Annotated in this window: 27 protein-coding genes and 1 pseudogene; 15 read left to right on the top strand and 13 right to left on the bottom strand. The window is 69.0% G+C overall.

Translation table 11 applies throughout. The features are described from left to right. The first annotated feature begins 84 nt into the window (after positions 1–84). From AYO52_RS08920 to AYO52_RS08885, 8 genes and pseudogenes are all read left to right on the top strand, one after another. On the top strand, positions 85–969 hold the full coding sequence (locus tag AYO52_RS08920; RefSeq protein ID WP_067716095.1) for a DUF1295 domain-containing protein: 885 nt from the start codon (positions 85–87) through the stop codon (positions 967–969). Further along, positions 966–2,100 (top strand): annotated as a pseudogene (locus AYO52_RS08915) (FAD-dependent oxidoreductase). Before AYO52_RS08920 ends, AYO52_RS08915 begins: the two are co-directional and overlap by 4 nt. A 202-nt stretch (positions 2,101–2,302) precedes the next feature. Further along, complete coding sequence (locus AYO52_RS08910; RefSeq protein ID WP_067716093.1) at positions 2,303–2,638, top strand: helix-turn-helix domain-containing protein; 336 nt, start codon at positions 2,303–2,305, stop codon at positions 2,636–2,638. Continuing rightward, positions 2,635–3,480 (top strand): ImmA/IrrE family metallo-endopeptidase, encoded by an 846-nt coding sequence (locus tag AYO52_RS08905; protein ID WP_253695405.1) that lies wholly within the window; start codon positions 2,635–2,637, stop codon positions 3,478–3,480. Before AYO52_RS08910 ends, AYO52_RS08905 begins: the two co-directional genes overlap by 4 nt. Next, positions 3,477–4,106, top strand: coding sequence for a hypothetical protein (locus tag AYO52_RS08900; protein ID WP_067716090.1), 630 nt, complete (start codon positions 3,477–3,479; stop codon positions 4,104–4,106). Before AYO52_RS08905 ends, AYO52_RS08900 begins: the two co-directional genes overlap by 4 nt. Positions 4,107–4,227: 121 nt before the next feature. Then, positions 4,228–4,491 carry a hypothetical protein gene (locus AYO52_RS08895; RefSeq protein ID WP_067716088.1) on the top strand — a complete coding sequence of 88 codons (264 nt, stop codon included), beginning with the start codon at positions 4,228–4,230 and terminating at the stop codon, positions 4,489–4,491. A 90-nt stretch (positions 4,492–4,581) separates the two neighbouring features. Further along, positions 4,582–5,769 (top strand): GDSL-type esterase/lipase family protein, encoded by a 1,188-nt coding sequence (locus tag AYO52_RS08890; protein ID WP_067716085.1) that lies wholly within the window; start codon positions 4,582–4,584, stop codon positions 5,767–5,769. Then, complete coding sequence (locus AYO52_RS08885) at positions 5,766–6,011, top strand: DUF6480 family protein (protein ID WP_067716083.1); 246 nt, start codon at positions 5,766–5,768, stop codon at positions 6,009–6,011. Before AYO52_RS08890 ends, AYO52_RS08885 begins: the two co-directional genes overlap by 4 nt. Positions 6,012–6,084: 73 nt before the next feature. On the opposite strand, the gene AYO52_RS08880 is transcribed toward AYO52_RS08885, so the two are convergent. Both AYO52_RS08880 and AYO52_RS18265 read right to left on the bottom strand, forming a co-directional pair. After that, the gene (locus tag AYO52_RS08880) at positions 6,085–6,705 is read right to left on the bottom strand and encodes a hypothetical protein (RefSeq protein ID WP_156523575.1); all 621 of its coding nucleotides are present in this window, start codon (positions 6,703–6,705) and stop codon (positions 6,085–6,087) included. Positions 6,706–6,711: 6 nt separating this feature from the next. Next, positions 6,712–6,855: a hypothetical protein gene (locus AYO52_RS18265; protein WP_156523574.1), complete on the bottom strand. Its 144-nt coding sequence runs from the start codon at positions 6,853–6,855 to the stop codon at positions 6,712–6,714. A gap of 297 nt (positions 6,856–7,152) precedes the next feature. On the opposite strand from AYO52_RS18265, the gene AYO52_RS08875 reads away from it, so the two are divergent. Both AYO52_RS08875 and AYO52_RS08870 read left to right on the top strand, forming a co-directional pair. Further along, positions 7,153–7,695 (top strand): Dps family protein, encoded by a 543-nt coding sequence (locus AYO52_RS08875; protein ID WP_067716080.1) that lies wholly within the window; start codon positions 7,153–7,155, stop codon positions 7,693–7,695. 173 nt (positions 7,696–7,868) lie between these two features. After that, the gene (locus AYO52_RS08870) at positions 7,869–8,912 is read left to right on the top strand and encodes an alcohol dehydrogenase catalytic domain-containing protein (protein ID WP_067716077.1); all 1,044 of its coding nucleotides are present in this window, start codon (positions 7,869–7,871) and stop codon (positions 8,910–8,912) included. Positions 8,913–8,960: 48 nt separating this feature from the next. On the opposite strand, the gene AYO52_RS08865 is transcribed toward AYO52_RS08870, so the two are convergent. The 3 genes from AYO52_RS08865 to AYO52_RS08855 all read right to left on the bottom strand — a co-directional run bounded on the left by AYO52_RS08865 (position 8,961) and on the right by AYO52_RS08855 (position 12,730). Continuing rightward, positions 8,961–9,338, bottom strand: a complete 378-nt coding sequence (locus AYO52_RS08865) for an excalibur calcium-binding domain-containing protein (protein ID WP_067716149.1) — start codon at positions 9,336–9,338, stop codon at positions 8,961–8,963. 100 nt (positions 9,339–9,438) lie between these two features. Then, positions 9,439–10,125 (bottom strand): hypothetical protein, encoded by a 687-nt coding sequence (locus AYO52_RS08860; protein WP_253702024.1) that lies wholly within the window; start codon positions 10,123–10,125, stop codon positions 9,439–9,441. A 37-nt stretch (positions 10,126–10,162) separates the two neighbouring features. Further along, positions 10,163–12,730 carry a helix-turn-helix transcriptional regulator gene (locus AYO52_RS08855; RefSeq protein WP_067716072.1) on the bottom strand — a complete coding sequence of 856 codons (2,568 nt, stop codon included), beginning with the start codon at positions 12,728–12,730 and terminating at the stop codon, positions 10,163–10,165. A gap of 112 nt (positions 12,731–12,842) precedes the next feature. Between AYO52_RS08855 and AYO52_RS08850 the strand changes: the two genes are divergently transcribed. Further along, positions 12,843–13,286 (top strand): hypothetical protein, encoded by a 444-nt coding sequence (locus AYO52_RS08850; RefSeq protein ID WP_067716069.1) that lies wholly within the window; start codon positions 12,843–12,845, stop codon positions 13,284–13,286. Positions 13,287–13,320: 34 nt separating this feature from the next. Here AYO52_RS08850 and AYO52_RS08845 read toward each other — a convergent pair whose 3' ends face one another. From AYO52_RS08845 to AYO52_RS08840, 5 genes are all read right to left on the bottom strand, one after another. Further along, positions 13,321–13,701 (bottom strand): cupin domain-containing protein, encoded by a 381-nt coding sequence (locus tag AYO52_RS08845; RefSeq protein ID WP_067716066.1) that lies wholly within the window; start codon positions 13,699–13,701, stop codon positions 13,321–13,323. Between the two features lie 462 nt (positions 13,702–14,163). After that, positions 14,164–14,742, bottom strand: a complete 579-nt coding sequence (locus tag AYO52_RS17710) for an AAA family ATPase (protein WP_081615253.1) — start codon at positions 14,740–14,742, stop codon at positions 14,164–14,166. Further along, positions 14,739–15,278: a hypothetical protein gene (locus AYO52_RS18260; RefSeq protein WP_132064195.1), complete on the bottom strand. Its 540-nt coding sequence runs from the start codon at positions 15,276–15,278 to the stop codon at positions 14,739–14,741. The genes AYO52_RS17710 and AYO52_RS18260 overlap by 4 nt, the downstream gene beginning before the upstream one ends. A 107-nt stretch (positions 15,279–15,385) precedes the next feature. Beyond that, positions 15,386–16,219 carry a TIGR04255 family protein gene (locus AYO52_RS17705; RefSeq protein ID WP_132064194.1) on the bottom strand — a complete coding sequence of 278 codons (834 nt, stop codon included), beginning with the start codon at positions 16,217–16,219 and terminating at the stop codon, positions 15,386–15,388. A 748-nt stretch (positions 16,220–16,967) separates the two neighbouring features. Then, entirely contained in the window at positions 16,968–17,246 is a 279-nt protein-coding gene (locus tag AYO52_RS08840) for a WhiB family transcriptional regulator (RefSeq protein WP_017838456.1), read from the bottom strand. Positions 17,247–17,373: 127 nt separating this feature from the next. Between AYO52_RS08840 and AYO52_RS08835 the strand changes: the two genes are divergently transcribed. Then, a complete protein-coding gene (locus tag AYO52_RS08835; RefSeq protein ID WP_067716063.1) occupies positions 17,374–17,991 on the top strand; it encodes a response regulator transcription factor in 618 nt (205 codons plus the stop codon). A gap of 14 nt (positions 17,992–18,005) precedes the next feature. On the opposite strand, the gene AYO52_RS08830 is transcribed toward AYO52_RS08835, so the two are convergent. Genes AYO52_RS08830 through AYO52_RS08820 form a run of 3 tightly spaced genes read right to left on the bottom strand, consistent with a single transcriptional unit; the run spans position 18,006 to position 20,083 of the window. Then, positions 18,006–18,263: a type II toxin-antitoxin system ParD family antitoxin gene (locus AYO52_RS08830; protein WP_067716061.1), complete on the bottom strand. Its 258-nt coding sequence runs from the start codon at positions 18,261–18,263 to the stop codon at positions 18,006–18,008. A gap of 42 nt (positions 18,264–18,305) precedes the next feature. After that, positions 18,306–19,148, bottom strand: coding sequence for an ABC transporter ATP-binding protein (locus AYO52_RS08825; RefSeq protein ID WP_067716058.1), 843 nt, complete (start codon positions 19,146–19,148; stop codon positions 18,306–18,308). After that, the gene (locus tag AYO52_RS08820) at positions 19,148–20,083 is read right to left on the bottom strand and encodes an ABC transporter substrate-binding protein (RefSeq protein ID WP_043569174.1); all 936 of its coding nucleotides are present in this window, start codon (positions 20,081–20,083) and stop codon (positions 19,148–19,150) included. Before AYO52_RS08820 ends, AYO52_RS08825 begins: the two co-directional genes overlap by 1 nt. Before the next feature lie 63 nt (positions 20,084–20,146). Between AYO52_RS08820 and AYO52_RS08815 the strand changes: the two genes are divergently transcribed. Genes AYO52_RS08815 through AYO52_RS08805 form a run of 3 tightly spaced genes read left to right on the top strand, consistent with a single transcriptional unit; the run spans position 20,147 to position 23,206 of the window. Beyond that, positions 20,147–21,250, top strand: a complete 1,104-nt coding sequence (locus AYO52_RS08815) for an iron ABC transporter permease (RefSeq protein ID WP_223210273.1) — start codon at positions 20,147–20,149, stop codon at positions 21,248–21,250. Continuing rightward, entirely contained in the window at positions 21,247–22,305 is a 1,059-nt protein-coding gene (locus tag AYO52_RS08810; protein WP_082923897.1) for an iron chelate uptake ABC transporter family permease subunit, read from the top strand. Before AYO52_RS08815 ends, AYO52_RS08810 begins: the two co-directional genes overlap by 4 nt. 10 nt (positions 22,306–22,315) lie before the next feature. Further along, complete coding sequence (locus AYO52_RS08805; RefSeq protein ID WP_156523573.1) at positions 22,316–23,206, top strand: siderophore-interacting protein; 891 nt, start codon at positions 22,316–22,318, stop codon at positions 23,204–23,206. Positions 23,207–23,220 lie beyond the last annotated feature (14 nt).

The following is a 23,220-nucleotide window of genomic DNA, read 5'->3' as shown; positions in this document are numbered from 1 at the left end:
GACGCACACGCGCCGGGATAGACCGAACCGGCCACATTCGCAGTTACCTCAACCAACAGCCGGACGCCGCTCTACCCTCCTGACATGAGTCGAGGCGCGTCCCTCCTGCGAATCACCGTCGCGTACGTCATCGCCATCGCCGCCGGGTTGGCGTGGCTGGTGTGGGGTCCGGACACCGGGCAGTTGTGGCTGGACGGGCTGATCGCGGACATCGTCGCGACGCTGGTCATCTTCGGGTTCAGCCGCATCTTCGGGAACTCCAGCACGTACGACGCCTACTGGTCGGTCATCCCGCCGCTCCTGGCGTTCTACTGGTGGGTCGCCGCCGATGCCGGCGTGAACGACGTCCGCTGGTGGCTCATGATGGCGGTGCTGGTGGCGTGGGCGATCCGCCTCACCGCCAACTGGGTCCGCACCTTCCCAGGGATGCATCACGAGGACTGGCGCTACCCGCTGGTCCGCGAGCGGGCCGGGAAGTTCGGCCTCGTCGCCGACCTCATGGGGATCCACGTATTCCCCACCCTGGTGGTGTTCGCGGGCCTCATTCCCGTCTACGTGGTGGCCACGCGCGCGGGGCAGCCACTCGGCTGGTTGGACATCGTCGCGTTCGCCGTCGGCATCGCCGCACTGGCCCTGGAGACGATCGCCGACCTGCAGATGCACCGCTTCCTCGCCACCCGCACGCCGGGCCAGGTCATGCAGACCGGGGTGTGGTCGTGGTCGCGACACCCGAACTACGTCGGCGAGTGCGGCATCTGGCTGTCGATGGCCCTGTTCGGCCTGGCCGCCTGGCCCGGCGCGTGGTGGGTGTTCGTCGGCGCCGCCGCGATGCTCGCCATGTTCCTGGGCGTGAGCATCCCGATGATGGAGCGCCGCAGCCTCGAACGCCGCCCCGAGTACGACGACGTCGTGCAGCGCGTGTCCCGGTTCCTCCCGCGACCGCCCAGGAAGGCCACCGCCCGCGTATGACCCGCCCCCGCGTCGTGATCGTCGGGCTCGGCGACGCGGGCGTCCTCACCGCCATCGCGCTGCACCGGTATGCCGACGTCGTGGGAATCACCGCCACGCCGGAGTTCGTCAGCGGCCAGGAGCTCGGCCTGCGCCTGGCCCGGCCGGAGGCGTGGGAGCGGGACTACCGCATCGCCTACCGCCGATTCCGCGGCCTCGACCGCACTCGCATCGTGCACGGCACCGCGACCGGCCTGGACACCCGCGAGCGGCTCGTGCGTGTCACCCTCGCGGACGGCACAGCGGGCGACAGCACAGTGGCCGAGGAACCGTACGACGTCGTCGTCGTGGCCACCGGGGTGACCAACGGTTTCTGGCGCCACCCCACCCTCCGGGGCGCGGCGAACGTCGACGCCGAGCTCGCCTCGCCGCACCAGCGTCTTGCGGCGGCCGGGTCGGTGGCGGTGATCGGCGACCTGCGCGGCGGCGGTGAGCGCGGCCGCGCAGGTCGCCGAGCAGTGGCCGGACACGGCCGTGCACCTCTACTTCCCCGGCGAGCGCGCGCTGCCCCATCACCACCATCGCGTCTGGTTACGTGTGCGGTCCCGCCTCGAGCGCCTCGGCGTGGGCATGCACCCCGGGCACCGCGCGGACCTGCCGCCCGACCACGACACCCGCCACCTCACCGGCGGGCCCGTCACCTGGACCACGGGGCAGCCGCCGGCCGACGCCGACGTGGTGATCTGGGCGATCGGCCGCGTCACCCCCAACACCGCGTGGTTGCCCGACGGGGTGCTCGACGACCGCGGCTTCGTCGCGGTGGAGCCGTCACTGCAGGTCAACGGGCATCCGGGCGTGTTCGCGGTCGGGGATGTCGCGGCCACCGACCCGCTGCGCACCTCCGCCCACAACCGCGGGCACGTCCTGCTCGCGCGCAACATCCGGGCGCATCTCGCCGGCCGACCGCTACGCGCCTACCGCCGGCCGCCGCGCCGATGGGGTTCGGTGCTCGGTCCGCTCCGCGACGGCCTGATCGTGTTCGCGCCCACCGGCCAAGGCGTGCGCGTGCCGGCGCGGGTCAACGACGTCGTGCTCCAACGCGTCATCACCCGCCAGGGGATCTACGGCGGGGTGCGGCGCCGGCCGCGGTGACGCCGGCGCTCAGGTGGTCCGGTCGGGCCGGGCGGGTCGGTCACCGCCCCGATGGGTGACGAGTCCGACGACGACGAGGAGGACTGCACTGGAAGTTCGTCGCTCTGTGGCCGCCCATAACGCCACCTACGGGCTCGACTGCTGGGCCACTCCTCAGCTACACTGAATCAGTTCTGCAGTAGTGATTCAGGAGGGGGTCCGGATGCCAACGCTGCCCCACGGTGCGAGGATTGCAGCTGCGCTCAAGCTGGCGAACATCTCCCAGCGAGAACTCCAGAACCGCACCGGGATCTCGCAAGCGACGCTGAGCCGGGTTGTCAGCGGCCATCGCGCCGCCAAAATGCCCGAGCTCATCCAGATCGCCGACGCCACCGGCGTGACAGTTGCTTTTCTGACTGGCTCAGACGCCTCCGAACGAGTGCAGTTCGCCGCTCGAGCCACCAACGGATCGGCCATGGAGCAAATGCACGAACAGCTACTTCACTTCATTGAGCTGGACGCCTACCTCGACGACCAGGCGATATTCGCGAGCATATGACGGGCACAGAGGGAATGTCCGCCGAGCAAGCCGGCAAGCGCGCGGCGATGGACTTCCGCGCCAGGCATGGGCTCGGCGTCCAACCCTTGGGCGATCTCGCGGCGATCATCGAGCAGTCCACGGGGATCGATGTCGCCGTCCTCGACGCGGACCGAGACCAGCACGGATTAGCGATGCGGGATCCGTCGCGCGGCGCCATCTTCATTGGCGTTGCGCGTACTCGCCACCCAATGAGGCAACGAAGCACACTCGCCCATGAGCTTGCCCATGTGATTTTCGACGACTGGAACGCAGGTCAAGACCTCAGCGAACGCTCTCCGGCAGAGGTTCGCGCCGACTCATTCGCGCGACACCTGCTGATCCCAGAAGAGGGACTCGAAACTCACCTGGGTCAGCGCGTGTCGTTTTCCGAAGCGGACTTGTCAGCGGTGGTGCAGTGGTTTCTGGTGTCACCGCCGATTGCCGCGATAAACCTGGAACGTGCCGGGTACATCACCGAGTCGACTAAGCAGGAGTGGAGATCTCTCTCTACCCCGACGCTCGCCGCCCGCTACGGATGGAGCGACCAGTACCGATCTCTGGAAGCAGAATCCGACCGGCCGCGTCCACCGCGAAAGCTCTTGGCTCGCGCAATCTCCGGTTACGCAGAGGGGGTCGTCAGCGCGCAGACCATCGCCTCACTGAGAGGCATCGACGCCGAGCAAGTGGAAGCCGAATTGGCACAGGCAGGTGTCGTTCCGCGCAGGGCCGAAGTCTCATCGCTCGATGCATCCGACCTTCCCACCGTCAGTATCGACCTGAGCGACCTCGACGACGAGGGGCGCGAGGGCGGGACGGTATGACCCCGCGCCCGATCATGGACGCCGGACCCGGACTGAACTTCTTCGCCTCGCACAGCGAACGACTGCTGTTCGGCACGCTCGGCTCCCTCTGCGTGCCGGAAACCGTCGCGCGAGAGATGCGACAGAAGGCCACACATCCTCGGTTTGAAGCTGCTGGACGGGTAATGAGCAAGCTCACGCCGAAGTATCTGGAAGTCCTTTCCGACGACGAGACGGACCAGTTGGTACGCGCGGTCACCCGCATTAGCGGTACGCCCTTCGCCCAGCGCATTCGACGCTCCCGCGATCTCGGGGAGACCATGGTCATTGCCCACGCCGCGGTAGCTGCCGAGTCGGGAAGCGACGTGCTCGTACTCATCGACGACCGCGACGGTCGCGAACGCGCATCGCGGGAGAGCGATCGTCTACGTCGACTCAGGCACAGCGGCCAGTCGGTCGGGAGCATCAATCTCATCAGTACGCTCACCGTGCTCGAACGCGCCGCTGGCGGCCAATTCCTGCCCGACAAGCGTGCGCTCAGAGACCTCTACGCCAAACTCCGCCCGCTCGACGACGGCCTACCGCCGCTGAACTCGACTCGGCTGTTGGCCTTGCCCTGCTGGACCAAGATCTCAGGCGACGAGTAATGCCCGATTATGGGCGCTGGCTGAATGCACATTGGACGATTCCTTGTTGCGCCGGAGCGTGTGGCTACGCTTGCCTCGTAACCGCAGAACAGTCGAGCAAGACCGAACCAGGGAGGACTCGATGTCGCAGTCACTAGTTCACTTCCTGCTGGTCTACAGCTTCGACGAACAGCGACTCATCCACCAGGACGAGTTCACCGATACCGAGCTGGCCGTCGCCGCCTACGAGGACACCGAGGCGCAGTACCGCAACCGCGCCGACGTCGACCGTTTCGAGGTCGTTCTTGTGGGAGCAGACAGCATCCAGACCGTGATGCGCACCCACGGCCACTACTTCAAGGACGCGGACGAAGCCATGTTCGCCGACCTCCTCGCAAGTCACTAGCCCTGTTAGACCGCGCCGAGCCCCCCGCCGCCGGTATACGTAGGCTCCCACCAGCCCGGCCACACGGCGCCCGTAGTGGACACTTGGCCCATGACGATCCGCACTCCCCTGACGCCCGAGCTCCTGCGCGGTCACGAGTACCTCGAGACGACCTCGCGCGGGCTGCGGCCGCACCGGCTTCCGGCCTGGGTCTGCGCCCGGTTCCCCGATCCGCAGTTGCTGTCGGTCGAGGCGCAGCCCTCCGGGGTCCGGGTCGCGGTGGTCACCGACGCGGAGAGCATCGAGCTGGTCACCCACCCCACCCGCCTCGCCTACCGCGGTATCCACCGTCCTCGCGGGAGCATCGATCTGGTGGTCGACCACCGACTCGTCGCGAGCGACCGGCTCACCGGCGGCGACGCCATCGAGACGGACCTCCAGACCGGCGTGACCGAGCTCGTGCCCGGCCCACCGCACCTCACGCGGTTCACCGGGCTGGGCGCCGGCGAGAAACTCGTCGAGCTGTGGCTGCCGCACAACGAGCAGGTCGACCTCGTCGAACTCCGGACGGATGCCCCGGTGACACCCGCGCCGACGGACAGGCGCCGCTGGCTCCACCACGGGAGCTCGATCAGCCACGGCTCCAACGCCACGTCGCCGGCGCGGACCTGGCCCGCCCTCGCCGCCCGACTCGGGGGCGTGGACCTGCGCAACCTCGGCGTCGGCGGCAGCGCGCTCGTCGACCCGTTCATGGCCCGCGTCATGCGCGACACCCCCGCCGACCTGATCAGCCTCAAGCTGGGCATCAACGTCACCAACTCGGACTCGATGCGGCTGCGCGCGTTCATCCCCGCGGTGCACGGGTTCCTCGACACGATCCGTGACGGGCACCCCACCACCCCGCTGCTGCTCGTCTCGCCGATCTACTGCGGCATCCACGAGGACACCCCGGGCCCCGGCGCGTTCGATCCGGACACCTTCCACACGGGTGAGGTGCGGTTCATCGCGACGGGCGAGACCGGGGACACCGCGCAGGGGCGGCTGACTCTCCGCGTCATCCGGGACGCGCTCGCGTCGATCGTGGAGGCCCGGGACGACGAGAACCTCCACCATCTCGACGGCACCGCGCTGTACGGATCCGCGGACGCCGACGAGCACCCGCTCCCCGACGCACTGCACCCCGACACCGCCACGCATGAACTGATCGGCACGCGCTTCGCCCGGCACGCGTTCGGGGACGGGGGCCCCTTCGATCACGGCGGTCACACCCGTGGCGAATCGTGTACACACGGGCTATGACGACTACGCCCCCGGATCCGGATCCCAGCGACTCCCCCGACCTCGACGCGGGCGGCTCCCCCGTGGGTCCCATGACGCCGGACTCGGATTCCACCTCCCTGGCCTCGGACAGCGCTCGCACGGGCCAGAGCCCGACCAAGTCGAACTCGCGGGCCGGCATCGTGGTGTTGCTGGCGATCGTGGTCCTGGTAGTGCTGGTGATGGTCTTCGGGCTCGTCGGGAGGATGTTCGGACTGGGGTGAGCGGACGGGGTGACGACGACGACGAGGGCCGCGGCAGAGTCCGATCCTGCCGCGGCCCTCGTTGCGTGAAGGCTCAGCTCCCGGCGACGGCGCCGATCAGCTGCCCGACGTCGATGTTGTTGATGAGGTCGGCGGAGAACACGGCGGGGTCGGCGCCGATGTCGCCCAGCGCGCTCGAGCCGGAGGTCAGCGACCCCAGACCCAGTCCCTCGAGGCTGCCGGTGACGGCTTCGGCGGGGTTGGGCTCGCGGATCGTCACGCAGGTGTTGATGGGGTTGGCGACCTTGCGGCCGCTGGCCAGGACGAGGGTCGTGGCGGCGCCGGTGTTGAGCACGTCGCCGGGGGTCGCGTCGTCGGGCACGCGGTAGGTGGTCTCGAGGGTGGCCTTGGCGTTGCCGGCGGTGGTCCACCCGGCCCCGGAGTGGCGGACGGAGTTGGTGGCGGAATCGCGGATCACGTCGTCGGTGACCGTCGACCACGTCTGGCCGCCGACCAGGTACCAGACGCTCTCCCGCGCCCGGACCAGCTCGAACCCGGCCGGATGGAAGTCGTCGATCCGGCCGACCAGGGCCCCGGCGCCGCTGACGGTGGTCCGGAACGTCACGGTCCCGCCGGGGGCGGCGGTGCCGTCGCCCACGACCTCCTTGGTGAGGTGGTAGTCGGTCCACAGGGTGGAGGCGTCGTTGAACGTCACGGTCTGCTAGGTCGCGCACTCTGTGGCGGTGGGCTCTGCGGTGACGGGCTCGGCACCGGCGACGCCGGCCCCGGTTCCCGCGGCGAGCCCGGAGGCGACGAGCAGTGCGGCCGCGCCGGTAGCGACGGATCGGAGGGTCCGTGACGTCATGTGAATCCTGTCTTCAGGCGACGGCCGCGGGGCCGCTCGATGCGAGTGAGGTGGCCGGCAGGTGAGCTGGTGCTCATCACGTGTCGGCGCTTCCGATGGTAGGTCGGAATCCGACATTTTGGACGGTTGTCTTGGTTCTTGACGGTGTCAACCTCACGGCCGATCCCCGGCCGATCACAGGGCCGATCGCCGGGCTGTTCGCCGGGCTGATCGCCGGGCTGTTCGCCGGTCGGCCGCCGGGCCGCACCGTAGCGGCGATCGGTCGCAACCGGCAGCCGCCGCCGCTACGGTCGAGCCATGCCTCAATTCACTGTTCCAGGATTGTCCAGCGCCGACTCCGCCACGCTCGCCGAGACGCTGCAGAAGCGCCTGACGGCGTGCAACGACCTGCACCTCACGCTCAAGCATGTGCACTGGAACGTCGTGGGTCCCAACTTCATCTCGGTGCACGAGATGCTCGACCCGCAGGTCGAGCTGGTGCGCGGCTTCGCGGACGTGCTGGCCGAGCGCATCGCCACGCTGGGCGGTTCGCCGGTGGGCACGATGGGCGCGAACGCCGATCACCGCTCGTGGGACGACTACTCCCTCGGCCGGGACACCGCGCAAGCCCACCTCGGTGCGCTCGACAAGGTCTACGACGGCATGATCTCCGACCACCGCAAGGCCATCGCGGTGGCCGGCGACGTGGACCCGGTCACCGAGGACATCCTCATCGGCCAGACCGCGGAGCTGGAGAAGTTCCAGTGGTTCGTGCGCGCACACCTCGAGAACGCCGCCGGCAGCCTGCCCACCGGTGACGACGCCTCGGAGAAGGCCGCCGCCAGGGACGCCTCCGCCTGAGCCGGGACACGCGCTGAGCCGCAACACGCGCTGAGCCGTCGGGCCGGACCCCTCCCCGGGGTCCGGCCCGTCGGCGTCTCTGGACAGCCGGCGCCTCTGGACAGCCGGGGGATACTTGTGACGGGCGTCACTCGTCTGGTGCGTCCTCCGGCGAGTCAGCGAGGTGTGCAGCCATGAAGGCAGTCGTGTTCGAGGGTTTCAAGACCTTTCCCGTACTCAAGGATGTCGACCGGCCCTCCCCGGGTCCCGGCGAGGTCCTGCTCAAGGTGGCCGGTTCCGGTGCGTGCCATTCCGACGTGGGCCTGTTCCACGATTTCCCCGGCGATCCCACGGGCTTTCTGACCCCGCCGTTCACCCTGGGCCACGAGGTCTCGGGCTGGGTGGAGGAGCTGGGCCCGGGCGTCACCGGGCTGACGGAGGGCGACGCGTACCTGGTCTACGGCCCGATTGGCTGCGGCCGGTGCAAGTCGTGTTCGCGCGGGCAGGACACCTATTGCCAGGACGTGCCGTCGGTCGGCTACCTGGCCACCGGGCTGGGGCGCGACGGCGGCATGGCCGAGTACATGACCACCTACGCCCGCAACCTCGTCCCCCTCGGCGACGCCGACCCCGTGGCCGCGGCCCCGCTCGCCGACGCCGGCCTGACCCCGTACCACGCCATCAAACGCGCGATGCCCCACCTGACCACGCCCGGGGCGACCGCGCTGTGCATCGGCCTGGGCGGTCTGGGCCTGGTCGGGGTGCAGATCATCAGGGCGCTCACCGGGGCCACCGTGTACGCCACCGACACCAAGCCCGACGCGGTCGCCGCCGCGGAGGCCGATGGCGCGATCGGTGTCCCGACCGACGGCGCCGCCGAGAAGGTCAGGGAGCTCACCGGCGGGCTCGGCGTCAACGCGGTGTTCGACTTCGTCGGCGCCGCCCCGACCCTCGAGCTCGCCGCGGCCTGCGTCGCCCAGCAGGGCTCGCTGACGGTGGTGGGACTGGCGGGCGACGACTTCGCCTGGAACGCCTTCAAGCTGCCCTACGAGGTCGACTTCTCCTCCACCTACTGGGGCACGCTCGAGGACCTCCACGAGGTGGTGGAGTTGTACCGGGCGGGCAGGATCTCGCCGGAGGTCCACGTGTATCCGCTCGACCGGGCGCTGGAGGCCTACCAGCAGCTCGTCGACGGCCAGATCAGCGGGCGGGCCGTGATCGCGCCGCACGGAACGTAACCCCGCGAGGACACCGCGCCCACCGCCCGCCGCAGGAGCCAGCCAGCCCTAGCGGTTGTCCCGCTCGCAGGCGATGCCGTCGTTGTCGCCGTCCATCGACGGGTCGTAGTACTCGCTGCCGCGGTGGATGGGGGCCACTCCGAGGTCCCACGCCTCGCGACAGCCCGAGAGCCGACGGGCCGGCGTGGTCGCGGGCGCGCTCTCGACCGGCGCGGGCATGAACTGCGGGGCCCAGACCAGCGGGAACGGCAGGAGCGGCACGGTGGCGGCGTCGAATCCCATCGGGACCGGTACGACGATCGGTGCGATGTCCGGTACGGCGATGACCCCTGATCCGACGGGGATCTCGGCGGCGACGGCGGAGGGGGCGGCGCCGAGGGCGACGAGAGTCGCCAGGCCGAGAGCGGTGAGGGAACGACGGATCATGGTGTGAACCTCGAGGGGGAAGGCCATGGGAGTGGCGTTGAGTAGTGAGCTCAGATTAACCGAGGCATGTTCACGTCGCTGACCGTTTCGCGCGGACGCATCACACGAGCATGCGCCGGGAATGCGACCGCGAGAGTTCGTAGGTCTTGACGATCCAGAACATCGCGAAGGCGTAGAGCGCGGCGGTCTCGACCAGGAACAGCCACAGGGTGGAGTCCATCAGCCAGGCGAGGAGCAGCGCGAGGGACGGGAAGAGCAGGACCAGCACCACGAGAATCCGATAGCCCAGGCGATAGCTGCGCTGCAGCTCCGCGTTCGGAATGGAGGCGATCGTCTCCTGCCCGTAGAAGAAGATCGACAGTGCCGCCAGGACGAAGAAGGACGTGGCGGCCACCGCGTGGGTGATGCTCACCGCGTTCAGCCCGGGCATCACCGGGTCCTCCGTCGGGAAGAGAGCGACGACGATCGCGAGCGTACCGGCGGCGTTGAGCAGCCGGTTCTCACCGCGCGTGTAGCCGCGGTACGCCACCAGAGCGACCCCGATCGCCACCAGCGTTCCGACGAACAGCCCGCGGGCCGGCGTGTAGTAGAAGGAGCTCAGCGAGTCCATCATCGGAAAATCAGGGTCTAGGGTCACCCACACCAGAAGTGCCACGGGAAGGCCGATGGCCGCGCCCGCGATCACCATCCGGAGCACGAAGTACGTCTCCACGATGTAGGCCGCCGGGGCCTCGCAGAAGGTCGCCCGATCACCCGGGGCCTGCCGACCACTCTCTGACTGCTGCACGCGCACACCTCGAATCCGACTCGGCCCCGCCGTGGTCTCAGCCTCGCAGTCGGGTACCCGTCTTGGTGTAGATCCGGTTGAGGTGCCCCTCCACCGTCCGCTTGGACAGGTGGAGTTCGGCGGCGATCTCGGCGTTGGTCAGTCCCTGCCCCACCAGGTCGGCGATCTGGGATTCGCGGCGGGTCAACGAGACCCCGGCCGGGACCGAGACCGCCGGGCCACCGACGCGGGTGAGGCCGGCAAGGGGCCCGCCCAGCTCGGTGGTCGCGAGCATCCGCTCCGCCTGGGAGTGGTACTGCGATCCCGGCGACGCCGCTTCGCGGGCACGGTCCGCGGCGACCGCCGCCACCATGTGCAGCCCGTACGTCCGGGCCCGGCGGGCCGCGTCCAGCAACAACCGGGGGTTGCGGGCCGACATCGCCACCGCCAGGTCGCGTACCAGCACCGGCACGTCGCCGGTGACGTCCACCTCGGCCAGTGCCCGGCAGATCTCCGGGTCCGCGGTGAGGACCCCGGCCAGGGCAGCGCGGGTGGCGGCACCGTTCAGCCCCTCGTCGATCAGCGACCGGACGACCTCGCCCGCCTCGTCGGGGCGGCCCAGGCAGACGAGCACCCCCGCCTCCACGCCGCGGATCTCGGGACCCACCGGCGAGTTGGCGTACCCCGGGATGGCGCGCATCCGCTGCAGGTACTCCTCCGCCGTGGCCGCCTGCCCGGACATCGCGGCGGCCAGCGCGTACAACGACAGCGCACGGGACAGGAAATCCTCGGGACCGTCCACCTCGACGATCGCCACCGCGTCGGACGCCGCACTGATCGCGGCCGGCAGGTCACCGGCGGCCAGTGAGATCTCGGCGTCGACCACCCGTCGCACGCCGTGATCGACGCGCACGGAATCGTCCTGCTCCACGGCGACGACCGGCGCCAACTCGGTGAGCAGCGCAGTGATCCCGAAGCCGTGCAGCATCACCGACACCAGCGCCGCCAGGAACTCCTCCGACGCCCACGTCTGGTTGCCCATCGAGCGGGACCGGCGGGCCACGCGCCGGATGACCGCCAGGGCCGCATCGGACTGCCCCATGGCGTCCAGCGCGAGGGCGTGGATCGGCTCCAGGCGGCGCGCCCACTCGGCCGGAAGATCAGCGGTGAGCTCGCCGTAGGCGCAGGCCGCCTCGCGGTAACGGCCCGAGTAGCTCAGGTGCACCACGGCCAGCGCGTCGAGCACCGCGTGCCCCGGGTGGCCGGCGGGGAGCCACTGATGCGCTGAGGCGATCAGCGGCAGCGACTGCTCGGGGCCGCGGTCGCGGTAGTGCGCGAGGTCCGCGCGGGCCGTGACGTTCTCGATGAGCACCCGGGTGTGGTCGGCCCCGCCGGGATCGTCCCGCAGGCAGGCCAGCGAGCGGTCGAACATCGCCGCGGCGTCGGGCAGCCGGTCGAGCAGGCGGAGACACGAGCCCGCGATCAGCGACAGCTCGGCCTGCTGGAACGACGCTGTGGTGAGCGCGGAGCGCTGGGCGGCGTCGTGGAGCTCCACCCCGGTGCGGTAGTCGTGGCCGTCGAGGGCGGCGCGGGCGGCGGCCACCACACACCCCGCGTCGATGGGGCGGGCGTTGACCAGCGCCCACAGGATGATTCGCGGGTCCGGTTGGAAGGGAGCCGCCATGCCGGTGATCTCGCCTGAAGCCCGCCCGCCGGCCCGGTCGTCGGCCCGCTCGCTGGCCCGGCCTGCGTCACGGCATGCAGCGCGATCGAGCACGGCCGCGTAGACCTCGCGGCGCCGCCGGTGATCGGCGCCGGCCCGCAGCGTCCTGGCCAGGACCGGCGGCTGCACCGACAGCACCTCGATGCCGCCCTCGTGCCGCTCGAGCAGCATCCCGCGGGAGAGGAGGTCGCTCACCACGTCGTCATCGTGTAGCCGAGCCAGGTCGTCGAGCAGGATGCGTCGGGCGAGGGCCGCGGTGGTGAGGGGGCCGAGGTCCGCGGCGGCCGTGCGGGGGTCGATCCACAGGTGCGGGTCGACGGCCACGCCCGCGATCGCGGTCGCGGGATCCTCGACCAACTCCAGCCGATCGCGGGTGCGGCGGGTCAGCTTGCGGGCGGCCAGGTCGTCGTAGGTGGCGCGCAGCGCCGTGAGATTGCCGTGCGAGCACGCCCACAGCGCCTCGACCAGTCGCGCCGAGACGGGCATCCCGACGGCCGCCGAGACCACCTTCTCCGATTCGCCGCGCGTGAGCGGACGCAGCGGCAGCCGGGTGGTGCGGACGCTCACCTCGTCGTCGTATCCAGGGGGCAGTGCCGCGCCCACCCTTGCCGATGCCACCAGGACCGCACCCGGGGGCACCTCACGGGGCGGTCGGGGTCCGGGGCCGGCGACGCCGGGCGCACCGACCCCGGACAGCGCACCGAGACGATCCAGGTCGTCCCACACCACCACGGGGACCCCGGCGGCGCGGAGACCTGCGGCGATGTCGGCCGCGCACCGGCTGGCGCCTGCGCCCGGAGGCCCCACCACGAGCACGCCGCGCCGCGTGTCGGCACATCGCGCGGTCGCGCGTGCCACGGTGTCGGACCGCACCGCCGCACGGGTCGTGTTCCACGCGGGCACGGGACCCTCCTCGCTGCGCCGGAAAAATCAGGTGTGACGCACTCTATCGACACCTGTCTGCGGCGGTACACGCTATAGGCAATCTGTTCCGTTTTCGTGGAGAGGTAACCGCATGACCCGACCGTCGACCGTCACCGCCGCGTCGTGGATCTGGCTGTTCTGCGGCCTGTTCAGCACGCTCACCATCACAGGCGTGCTGGCGGCGACCGACCTGTTCGGGTTCGTCGTGCCGCTCGGCGGCCCCGAGGACGTGTCGACCGCCGCCCCGGGGGTCGCATGGATCGGCGCGATCATCGCGATGGGCATGGTGTCGGCGATAGTCCTGCAGGTGGTGGCCGCGGTGAAACTGCGCGACGGCGAGCGGTGGGCGCGGGCGCTGTTAACGATCGCGGCAGGCCTCACGCTGGTCACCGCGCTCTGGGACATCACCCTGTGGTCGGCGTGGGTGCTGCTCGGGGCCCACCTGGTGGCGTTCGTCCTGGCGTACACCGACTCCGCCACCGCGTACCTCGAGGTCCGGTCCCCCGACCCGGCGTGGGCGCCGGTCTACGCGTAACCCGGGCAGGAGGGTCGCTGGTCACACCGGCTGCCTACTGCTCACACTTCGCGAGATCCGTCTCCTCCGTCGGCATCCCCTCCGGAGTGAAGTGGGTGACCATCACCACCAGGTCCTCCGACCCCTCATTGACCGTCTCGTGCACGTACCGAGGGTCTTCGACCACCGAATCGCCGGCGCGGTAGACGTGTACGCCGCCGGGGTGGGCGTCGGCGTAGTGGGTGAGTTCGCCCTGCTCCACAACCACGACCAGTTGTCCGTGGTGGCAGTGTCGACCGGTGCCGACCCCGGGCGCGAGGGTGATACTGCGGTGCGTCACCGTCACCCCGTCGGCGCCGCCGTCCACAGCCAGCTCGATGGGTTCGTCCTGCTTGCCTTCGACAATGTCCAGGGCGCGGATGGTATCCCGCTCCACTACAGGAGGCTCGGTCGATTGCGGGCTGCACGCGGCCGTCGCAAGCACGGGTACTGCGACGGCGAGTGCGACGCCGCCTCGGATCGATGGGCGCGTCATGGTCACTCCCCCGCGTCCGCTCGGACGGTCTCGACTCACAGGCTCGGCTCCACGCTAACGCACACCGGGACGCGGGTGAAGGATCGATTACGGAAGGTTGATAAGGGAACTGCACCGACGACGACGGCTCTCCCGCGTCCGCCCCCAAGCATTGGGAAGGCGGAACTGACGGGGTGGGCGGTCACTGCACGGCCGGTTGGCACTCCGGCCGCGGCAGGGAACTTTTTTCGTCAATGCGCGTCCACCAACGAGCAGAGAAAGGAAGCGGCGGTTTTCGGGCTACAACCAGGCCGCTCGAGGGAGCAATCACGACTGCGGCGAATACAAGGTCAACCAGCCAGCCTGCGCCGACCATTTGGCGATTTACAGCTCTCGCGAACCACGCAAGAGCGTTGCCGGAGTCCAATCTGGCCAATCAGGCTCGTCCACAAGTATGCCATTGATATATTGCGCAACCACGCGCGTTTTTGAGCGCTCGTTGCTGTATATCGTTGCCTGCCCACAGCGTGGGATGGCAGCTTGAACAAGAGGCCACACACGGTGGTAACGCTCACGGATCTTGCTTTCGGGAACAGAATGGCCGCCACTATTCACGCGCAGACGGACCCTTTCGACTGCAAACTGTTCGGGCACCATCAATACATGGAGGACCACTCGGAAACCCGCGTCGCGGGCACGATCAATTAGTTCGAGCTTCGACGGGTGCGAAAAGACCGTTTCTGCAATGAATGACCTGCGGCGCACAATAAGCTGGTTCCGAGTTAACTCCGCGACCTTTGCTGCTTCGTAGGAGTGCGACTCTGGGTCTGTCGGCCATTTGCGTTTAGCGATCTCGTCCGCATTTACAAACGGCACACCCAGTAGCGGCTGCAATTGTCGATCGACTAGTGTCGACTTACCCGCGCCGTTGCAACCCACGACCAAGTCTAGGCGCGGATTCACCAGTCAAGTACGACCGTAGATCCGTCTGGCCGGTATTCGACCATACGTCCAGCGTCATCCAACGCGACCGAGGCAAATCCTTCCGACGCGCGACGCTCTACATGATCGTCGCTACTTAGCCTTTCCTCCAGCCGGGCATCGAAACCGGCGTCGTGAACCACCGCGTCCTCCTCGGGAAGTAGCTCGCTCGGTATTGATCCCGTTTTTTCTTCAACCAAACGTCGATATACGGACAACCGAGCAATTAAGTTGCCGGCGATCTTTTTCCAGTCATCGACTTCCATGCCTCGCCCGGCCACCACCGCAGAAGCTTTTCTATCCCCCTCGTGCACCTCTGGACCCAGTGAAGCATCTGTAAGCCGCTCATCGGACCCCGCCGAGCCTAGAGTGTTCACATAGTTTTCAATGAGCACTCGCGAAACAAACGTTTTGAGTTCGGAATCTAAGACGTTTTCGCTGGCGACTACAAGCCTTACCGACTTAGCGAATTCATCCGCGCGCGCTTCGCTACCACTTAGCGCCGATCGAATTGCCATGTATCCGGGACTTCCTGAGCCTGACAAGATCGCCTTATACGCGGAGTTGAATTTATCTTCCGAAGACGGTAGGTGCGAAATCCCCGCAGCCCTATCAGTTAGTGTCATTATCGGATCAAACTCCTTGTAGCGTCCGTAATAGAGGCTTCAAAAGCATAGTTCTTTACCGCCCTTAGCGAGGCCAACTCGTCCACCAATTGATCCCCCATCCTCTCCGCCGAAACATCAATCACAACGGGCCGCCGTGCGTCGATATCCAAAACAACCTGAACGCCGCCAGGCTCGTCGCCATCCGGCGGCAGGCTGGCTGTCGTGATAGCGACCGTGCCCTCTTCCGCTATGGGTAGGACTATTTTGCCGAAAAATCCTACCGCGGATTGCGTCAGGAAGGAAGGGATCTCGACAGTGGTTCTTACGTAGTCGCGAATATCTGTTACTCTGTCGGGGAGTTCGATCTTATTAATGTACCTAATTCCTACAGCTACTATCCGGCGTGGGGCGACGGCCGCAACATAGCTAGAAAGGGCATTCGTGGCGTGCGCGAGGAATCTCTCCCAGGTCAAATATTTCTCAGTGGTGGAGTACACGAACTCAGTCGCCCCACAGAACGCTACGTGCTCACCTTCCTCCGAATAAGGCGTGGCGCTTGATTCAAACGTGTACCCCTTAATATGCGCGTCTCTGGTGGCGGTGGGGGGGTCGCTAAGTGTGTAACGGACTTCGCCGACAGCTTCAGCGGTCACCGTAGGGCCTGAGAAGGTATCTTGATCGCCGTATACGTGTTCCAAAGAGTCGAGTTCAAGCCCCAGTCTTGGTTCAACCTCGATGGACATTATTGCTTCCACGATCGGCGCGGCAGCATAACTCTCCACCGGCAACTCGATTTGCGGCGAAGACGTCAAAACGTTGACATCGTCGTCTCGGAGCTCATGGGTACTCACAGATCCCACACTAGCCGAGCGGTTACCGCCGCTTGGCGGACCGACATCGGCGATCCGGCGTTTCTAGGTCCTGACGGCTCCTGCATGCCTTCCCCTCAGGGCCCTGCCCTCTAGCAGTAGTGCCGATCCATCCCGCACTCATGCAGTACACATGAGTCGGCGCGCACCCCTACTCTGGATCACCGCCGCAACGTCGTTGTCATCGCCACCGGTCGCGCGGCTGCGCGCTGGCCTGATACCGCCAAACTGTGACTGGACGACCTCATCGTTGAGCCCTCGCGTGATCGGGAGCTCGGCAGCGCTGCCGCAAGGCTGGCGCGCCGGGGCCAACGGCAAGCAATGCCCATGACGTCGACGTCTCAGACAACGGGCAGCGGAAGTGGCGGGCCGGCTGGTACCGGCCCGCAGTCACCGGGTGGCACGGAACCGGCCGTCCTCCGCCGCGTCGCGACCGCCGCCTCGCGCACCCCGATCTCATAGCGAGGTCGATTTTGATCGCGTTTGCTCAGGCGAGACCAGCACCGATCGCTCAATTATGAGCACTCGACGAGGCCGCCAACCAGAGCGTTCCGAGCTTTCAGTGTCAGTTCCGAGGGTGGTTTATGGGTGGGGCAGGCGTCGTGGGCCATGTCGAGACTCCCACGCGAGTGCGTGGTACGTTCCTACATCCTCACCTGGGGCGGGTCGGTACGAGGACTGCAGCTCCACCCCAGCCCGGGTAGCTCGCGTGAGCTTGGAACCCCTCATCTCACCCCGTCCGCTGCCGCCCGGCGAGCTTGTGCCGGTCGAGTTCGGTCATCCCACCCCAGACGCCGTAGAGCTCGCCGGCCTCGATCGCGAACTTCCGGCAGGTCTCGAGCACGGCGCAGCCGGAGCAGATCGCCTTGGCGGCGTCCTCCTTACGACGACGCACTCCCTTGGGCTCGTCCTCCGCACTGTAGAAGAGGTCGGGGTCCCCGATGCACGCTCCGTCGTCCCTCCAAGCCCAGTACTCCGATGTGGGTTTCAGATTCCTGAACCGTGGCACTCGTACTCCTGTCGCGGAAGGCGGAAGATCAACGACGAAGTGTCTCCCGGGACCACCCGGGCGCGCCTCACCCTTAGGGGTGTAATCGCTGGCGCGGCCGGTTGTCGTCCGTTGCTAGGCTCTGCACATGCCGATCAGGGTCACAGTGGTCAATGACTACCTCGTCGTCGTCGCCGGGGTGAACGCCTTCCTGGCCCCCTACTCCGACCGGATCGAGATGGTGGAGAAGGAGATGGTCACCAGCGGCTCGGCCACGGTGGACGTGGCCCTGTACGACTCCTTCGCCTCATCCCTGGGCAAGGACGACCGCCTCGAGAACCTCCTGCAGGATCCGACCATCGGGGCGGTCGCCGTCTACTCGTTCACCTCGGACCCGGCCGCGGTCCGAGACAGCCTCGACGCGGGCGCCCACGGGTTCCTGTCCAAGTCCCTGACCGCGCCTGAGCTGGTGAGCGGCATCGAGCAGATCGCCGCCGGGAACCGCGTCACCCTCACGGGAACGGGCCTGCCGATCATGGGTCCCGACAAGTGGCCTGCCAAGGAGGCCGGCCTCTCGCACCGTGAGGCCGAGGTGGTCAGCCTGATCGTGCAGGGGCTGTCCAATGACCAGATCGCCGAGCAGTGCTACCTCTCGCTCAACACGGTCAAGACCTACGTGCGTTCGGCCTACCGCAAGATGGACGTGACCACCCGGGCGCAGGCTGTCGCGTGGGGCATCGAGAACGGCCTCAAGCCCGACCGGTAGGACTGAGTGCGACTTCACACGTGACGGGACGGATCCATTCGCTGGTGGAGGAGCCGGAAGAACGCGTCGAAGTCGAATTCCTCCGGCGCACCGCTCTCCTCGCCGGCAATGAGCGCGCGGCGCAGCGCGGCGAGCTGGGTTTCGTGGTCCTCGAGGAGCCGGAGCCCTGCTCGGACGACCTCGCTGGCTGAACGGTAGCGCCCGGACTCGACCTCGCGAGCGAGGAAGTCGATGAAGTGTTGGTCCAAACTGATGGAGGTGTTCTGACCCATGCGGCAACGATACCAAGAATTGGTAACACCGTGGCTCCGGATTCAGCTCCGGCCACGCCGATCGAGCGGGACCACGGTGGGCGTTCCCGTCACCGGGTCGGCCGCGATCAGGCACGGGAGCCCGAAAACCTGCTCCGCCAGCTCGGCGGTGAGGACCTCTGCCGGGGCGCCGGTGGCCACCACGCGGCCGTCCTTCATCACGACCAGGTGCGTGGCGTAGCGGGCGGCCTGGTTGAGATCGTGGAGCACGGCGATCACCGCGCGACCGCTCTCGTGCTGGTCTCGGAGCAGGTCCAGCACATCGTACTGGTGCGCGATGTCGAGGTAGGTGGTGGGCTCATCCAGCAGGAGGATGGGCGTCTCCTGGGCCAGCAGCATGGCGACCCACACGCGTTGGCGCTGGCCGCCGGAGAGTTCGTCGACGAACCGGGTCGCCAGATCGGACACGCCGGTGGCGGCCATCGCGGCGGTCACGGCGGTGTCGTCGGAGCGGCTCCACTGGCGTAGTGGGCTGTGGTGCGGGTGTCGGCCCCGGGCCACCAGGTCGTCGACCCGGATCCCCTCCGGAGTGACGGCGCCCTGCGGCAGGAGCCCGATCCGGCGGGCGACCTCCTTGGTCCGCAGCTTGTGCAGGTCGTGTCCGTCGAGCAGGATTCGCCCCTCGCCGGGAGCGATCACCCGGGCCAGCGCCTTGAGCAGCGTGGACTTGCCGCAGGCGTTGGGGCCGACGATCACCGTGAACGCGTCCTCGGGCAGTTCCAGGTCGAGGTCGGTGGCCACGACCCGGCGTTCGTAGGCGAGCCGCGCCCCCTCCACCGTGAGCCCGCGCCCGCGCTCGAGCTGGGCGCCGGCGCGGGCATCACGGTCGAGGGAGGTGGGGCGCATCAGCCCAGGATCTCCTGGACGTCGTCAAGGATCTCGCCGGCGCCGAGGACGCCGATGCCGACCATCCAGGTCTCGTCCTCGACCTCATAGGTCTGGCCGGACTTCACAGCGGGCAGGTCGCCCCACAGTCCGGTCACGGTCGCCATGGTCGTGGCCGACGGGTCGCCGCCGGGGTTGGTGAAGAACACGACCTCGCCGGTGATCTGCTCGTACAGCTCCGGGGAGAGCTCGGCCATGGAGTACTCGTTCCACTCGCGCTCGCCCAGGTCGAAGCCCATCTGGGACAGGATCGAGCCGGAGAACGTCTCGGGGCCGTAGAGGCGGAAGTTGTCCGGGCGGAACCGGACGATCGACAGCGTGGTGCCCTCGGCGCCCACCTGCTCACCGACCTCGGCGATGCGGGTGTCGAGGTCGTCGATGAGCTGCTCCATCTCGTCGTCCTCGCCGACGGCGGCGGCGGTGATCCGCGCCTGCTCCTGCCAGTCGGTGCCGGAGTTCTCGGAGTACACGGTGGGGGCGATGCCGGAGAGCTCGTCGTAGATGGCCTCGTGGCGGACCTTGGCGCCGATGATGAGGTCGGGGGCCAGCGCGGCGATCGCGTCGATGTCGGGCTCGGAGGTCAGACCCACGATCTCGGCGTCCACGCCGCCGAGGTACGGCGGGGCGCCGGTGCCGGCGCCGGATTCGGTGATCCCGACGGGCGTGTGGCCGAGTGCGACGAGCGCGTCGAGGTGCGGGGAGTCGAGGACGACGACCCTCTCGGGCGTCCCGTCGATCACGGTCTCGCCCATCGCGTGGGTGACGGTGTAGGCGTCGTCCGAGGAGGCCTCGGCAGTGTCGCTGCTGCCGGAGCACGCGGACAGGGCCACCGCGGAGGCGAGGGCCATGGCGATCAGGGCGGGCACCGAGCGGCGCCGGCGTGAGATTCTGGTCATGGATACAGATCAAACCACACAGGCAAGGCTCACCTAACAACTAGTCTGGTCTAGGGTTCCACCGTGGCCCCACGACCTCTCCCCGACGCCGACGCCGACGCACGGCCCGCGGTGCCGGCCCCCGACCGGGCAGCCGCCCCGGCAGCAAGCGCTGCCCAGCCACCCCGCCGCGGGGTCGGATTCCTCCCCGGACTAATCGTGGCCGTGCTGGCCCTGGCGGCCGCCGTCGTGGCCAGCCTCGCGATCGGCGCACGCCCGATCCCGCCCGCCGAGGTGGTGGGCGCCCTGCTCGGCCAGGGCACGCAGAGCGTGGTGGGGATCGTCGGCGAACTGCGGGCCAACCGGACCGTGCTCGGGCTGGTGTGCGGTGCGGCGCTCGGCGCGTCCGGGGCGCTCATGCAAGCCGTGACCCGCAATCCGATCGCCGACCCGGGGATCCTCGGCGTCAATGCCGGCGCCGCGCTGGGGGTGGTCGCCGGAGCGACGCTCACCGGCGGCCTCGGCCTGGCCTCCACGGTGTGGTTCGCGCTGGCCGGCGCGGGCGTGGCGTCCGCGATCATCCTGCTGCTCAGCACCTCGGCGCTCGCGGCGTCCTCACCCGTTCGGCTCACGCTGGCCGGGGTGGCGCTGGCGGCGGTGCTGTCCGGTCTCAGCCAGACGTTCGTGGTGCTGGACGAGACCGTCCTGCAGGCGTACAGCTTCTGGCAAGTCGGCTCGCTCACTGCGCGGTCGATCGACGAGGTCACCGGCGTGATCCCGCTCGTCGTCGCGGGCGCGGTGATCGCCCTGCTGCTCCTGCGCGGCCTGGACGCGCTCGCCCTGGGCGACGATTCGGCGGTGGCGCTGGGCGTGCGCCCCGGGTGGGTGCGGGTGTGGTCGCTCGTCGCCGTCGCACTGCTCGCCGGGACCGCCACGGCGCTGGCCGGCCCCATCAGCTTCGTGGGTCTGGTGGTGCCCCACCTCGTCCGCGGTCTGGTCGGTCCGAGCCTGATCCGGGTGGTCCCGCTGTCCATGGTGGTGGCGCCCGCGCTGTTGTTGGCGGCCGACGTGATCGGCCGGGTGATCGCGGGCGGGTCCGAGACCCCGGCGGGCGTGGTGATGGCGTTCATCGGCGCGCCGCTGCTGGTGGCGTACCTGGCCGCCGGCCGACGAGTGGGTGTCGCATGACGATAACCGCACCGCGCCCCGCAACAGGCCTGCCCAGCGACGAACGCCTCCTCGCCGCCGGCCGATTCTCGGTGCGGCTGCACCTGCGCACTGCGTGGGTCACTGCGATCCTCGCCGTCGTCGTCGTCATACTCGTGGCCGCCTCGCTGGTGATCGGCGAGTTCATCATCTCGGTCCCCGACGCGGTGGCGACCCTGCTCGGCGACGCACCCGACCGCACCACCAACTTCTTCATCCACGAACGCCGCCTGCCCCGGGCGCTGGTCGCGCTGGCGGTGGGCGCGGCTCTGGCGACGTCGGGCGCGCTGTTCTGCGCGCTCACCCGCAATCCGCTGGCCAGCCCGGACATCATCGGCATCACCCAGGGCGCGTCGGCGGGCGGGGCGACGGTGATCCTCGTGCTGGGCGGTGGGATGGCGCAGGTGGCCACGGGCGCACTGGTCGGCGCGGCGCTCACCGCCGGGTTCATCCTGGCGCTGACGTGGTGGCGAGGGCTCAGCGGCGCGCGCCTGGTCCTTCTCGGCGTGGCGCTGGGCGCCCTGGCGATGGCGTACGTGGCGCACCTGCTCTCCCGCGGTTTCGTGGCGAGCGCGGTCACCGCCCAGATCTGGCTCACGGGATCGCTGCAGGGTCGCGGCTGGTCCGAGCTCTGGCCGCTGGCGTGGGTGCTGCTCGTGGCGTCGGTGGTCATCGCGAGTCGGTCCCGGGCCATGCGCGCGCTCGCACTCGGCGACGACGTCGCGGTGGCCCTGGGCGTGCGACTGCGGAGCACGCGGCTGGTCCTGCTGGCGGCGGCCACGGTCCTGGCCGGGGCGGCGGTGGCGACGGCCGGGCCGATCTCGTTCGTGGCGCTGGTGGCTCCGCACCTGTCGCGGCTGCTCACCCGCAGTGATCGGGTCCTGCCGGCGGCGCTGCTCGGCGGGGTGCTGCTCCTGGCCTCTGATCTGGTGGCCCAGCACGCGTTCGCCCTGCCGCTCCCGGTGGGCGTGGTGACGGTGGTGCTCGGCGGGCTGTTCTTCCTGGGCCTGTTGTGGCGGGAGGGGCGTCGTGCCTGACCAGGCCGGAATGTCCAAGAGATCCGACCGGCGCCCGTCCGCCCGCGAGGCCCCGCGCCCGCGCAACCCCCACCGGGCGGAAAGCTGGCAGCCGACCGCGCTGCGCCGGGTCCGGGTCCGTGCCGTCGAGCCGCTCGCTCCCGAGCTGGTGCGCGTCACGCTTGAGGGCGATGAGCTCGGGAAGGTCGCCGCTACAGGCTCCGCAGGCGCCCCCGCGGCCGACGCCCCCGAGCTCGTGCCCGCCGTGCGCAGCCCGGCCTTCGACGACGTCGTTGTCTTCTGCCTGCCCGATCCCGACACGGGCGAGGTCACGCTCCCCGTTCCCGCGCCGGGCGGCGGGCTGGGCCACCCGCCGGGCGGGGCCGCGCTGGTGCGGGAGTACACCGTGCGCTCGCTGCGCGACGGCGCGCTGTGCGTCGACCTGGTCCGCCACGCCTCGGGCGCGGGCGTGCGCTGGCTCGAGTCGGTCCGGCCGGGTAACGAGCTGACGATCGTCGGCCCGCGCGTCAGCCGGGCACTCCCCGCGGCCGACCGCATGCTCGCCGTCGGCGACGCCACCGCCCTGCCGGCGCTGGCCCGGCTGATCGAGGACCGGCCTCCGACGTTGGCACTCGACGTGCTGGCCGCAGTACCCGACCCATCCGCGCTCCCCCGCACTGTCCTGCCCACGGTCTTCCCCGCCGACACCGACCGCGTCCGGATACGGATGGTGGCGGCCGCGCCCGGCTCGGCGGACGAGCCCATTAACGCGCTGACCGCAGCCGAACTCCCCACCGGGTTCGCGTGGGTGGCCGGCGAGTCCGGGATGGTCACGGCCGTCCGCCGTCATCTCCTCGCACGCGGCCAGGAGCCCGACCGCGTCCAATTCACCGGATACTGGCGCCTCGGCGGGCCGCTGTAGCAGTTCGCCTGCCG

It is taken from the genome of Dietzia sp. 111N12-1 (assembly GCF_001658045.1).
Classification (GTDB): Bacteria; Actinomycetota; Actinomycetes; order Mycobacteriales; family Mycobacteriaceae; genus Dietzia; species Dietzia kunjamensis.
Note: the sequence above shows the minus strand (reverse complement) of the source record. Positions and strands in the feature narration are given on the sequence as shown.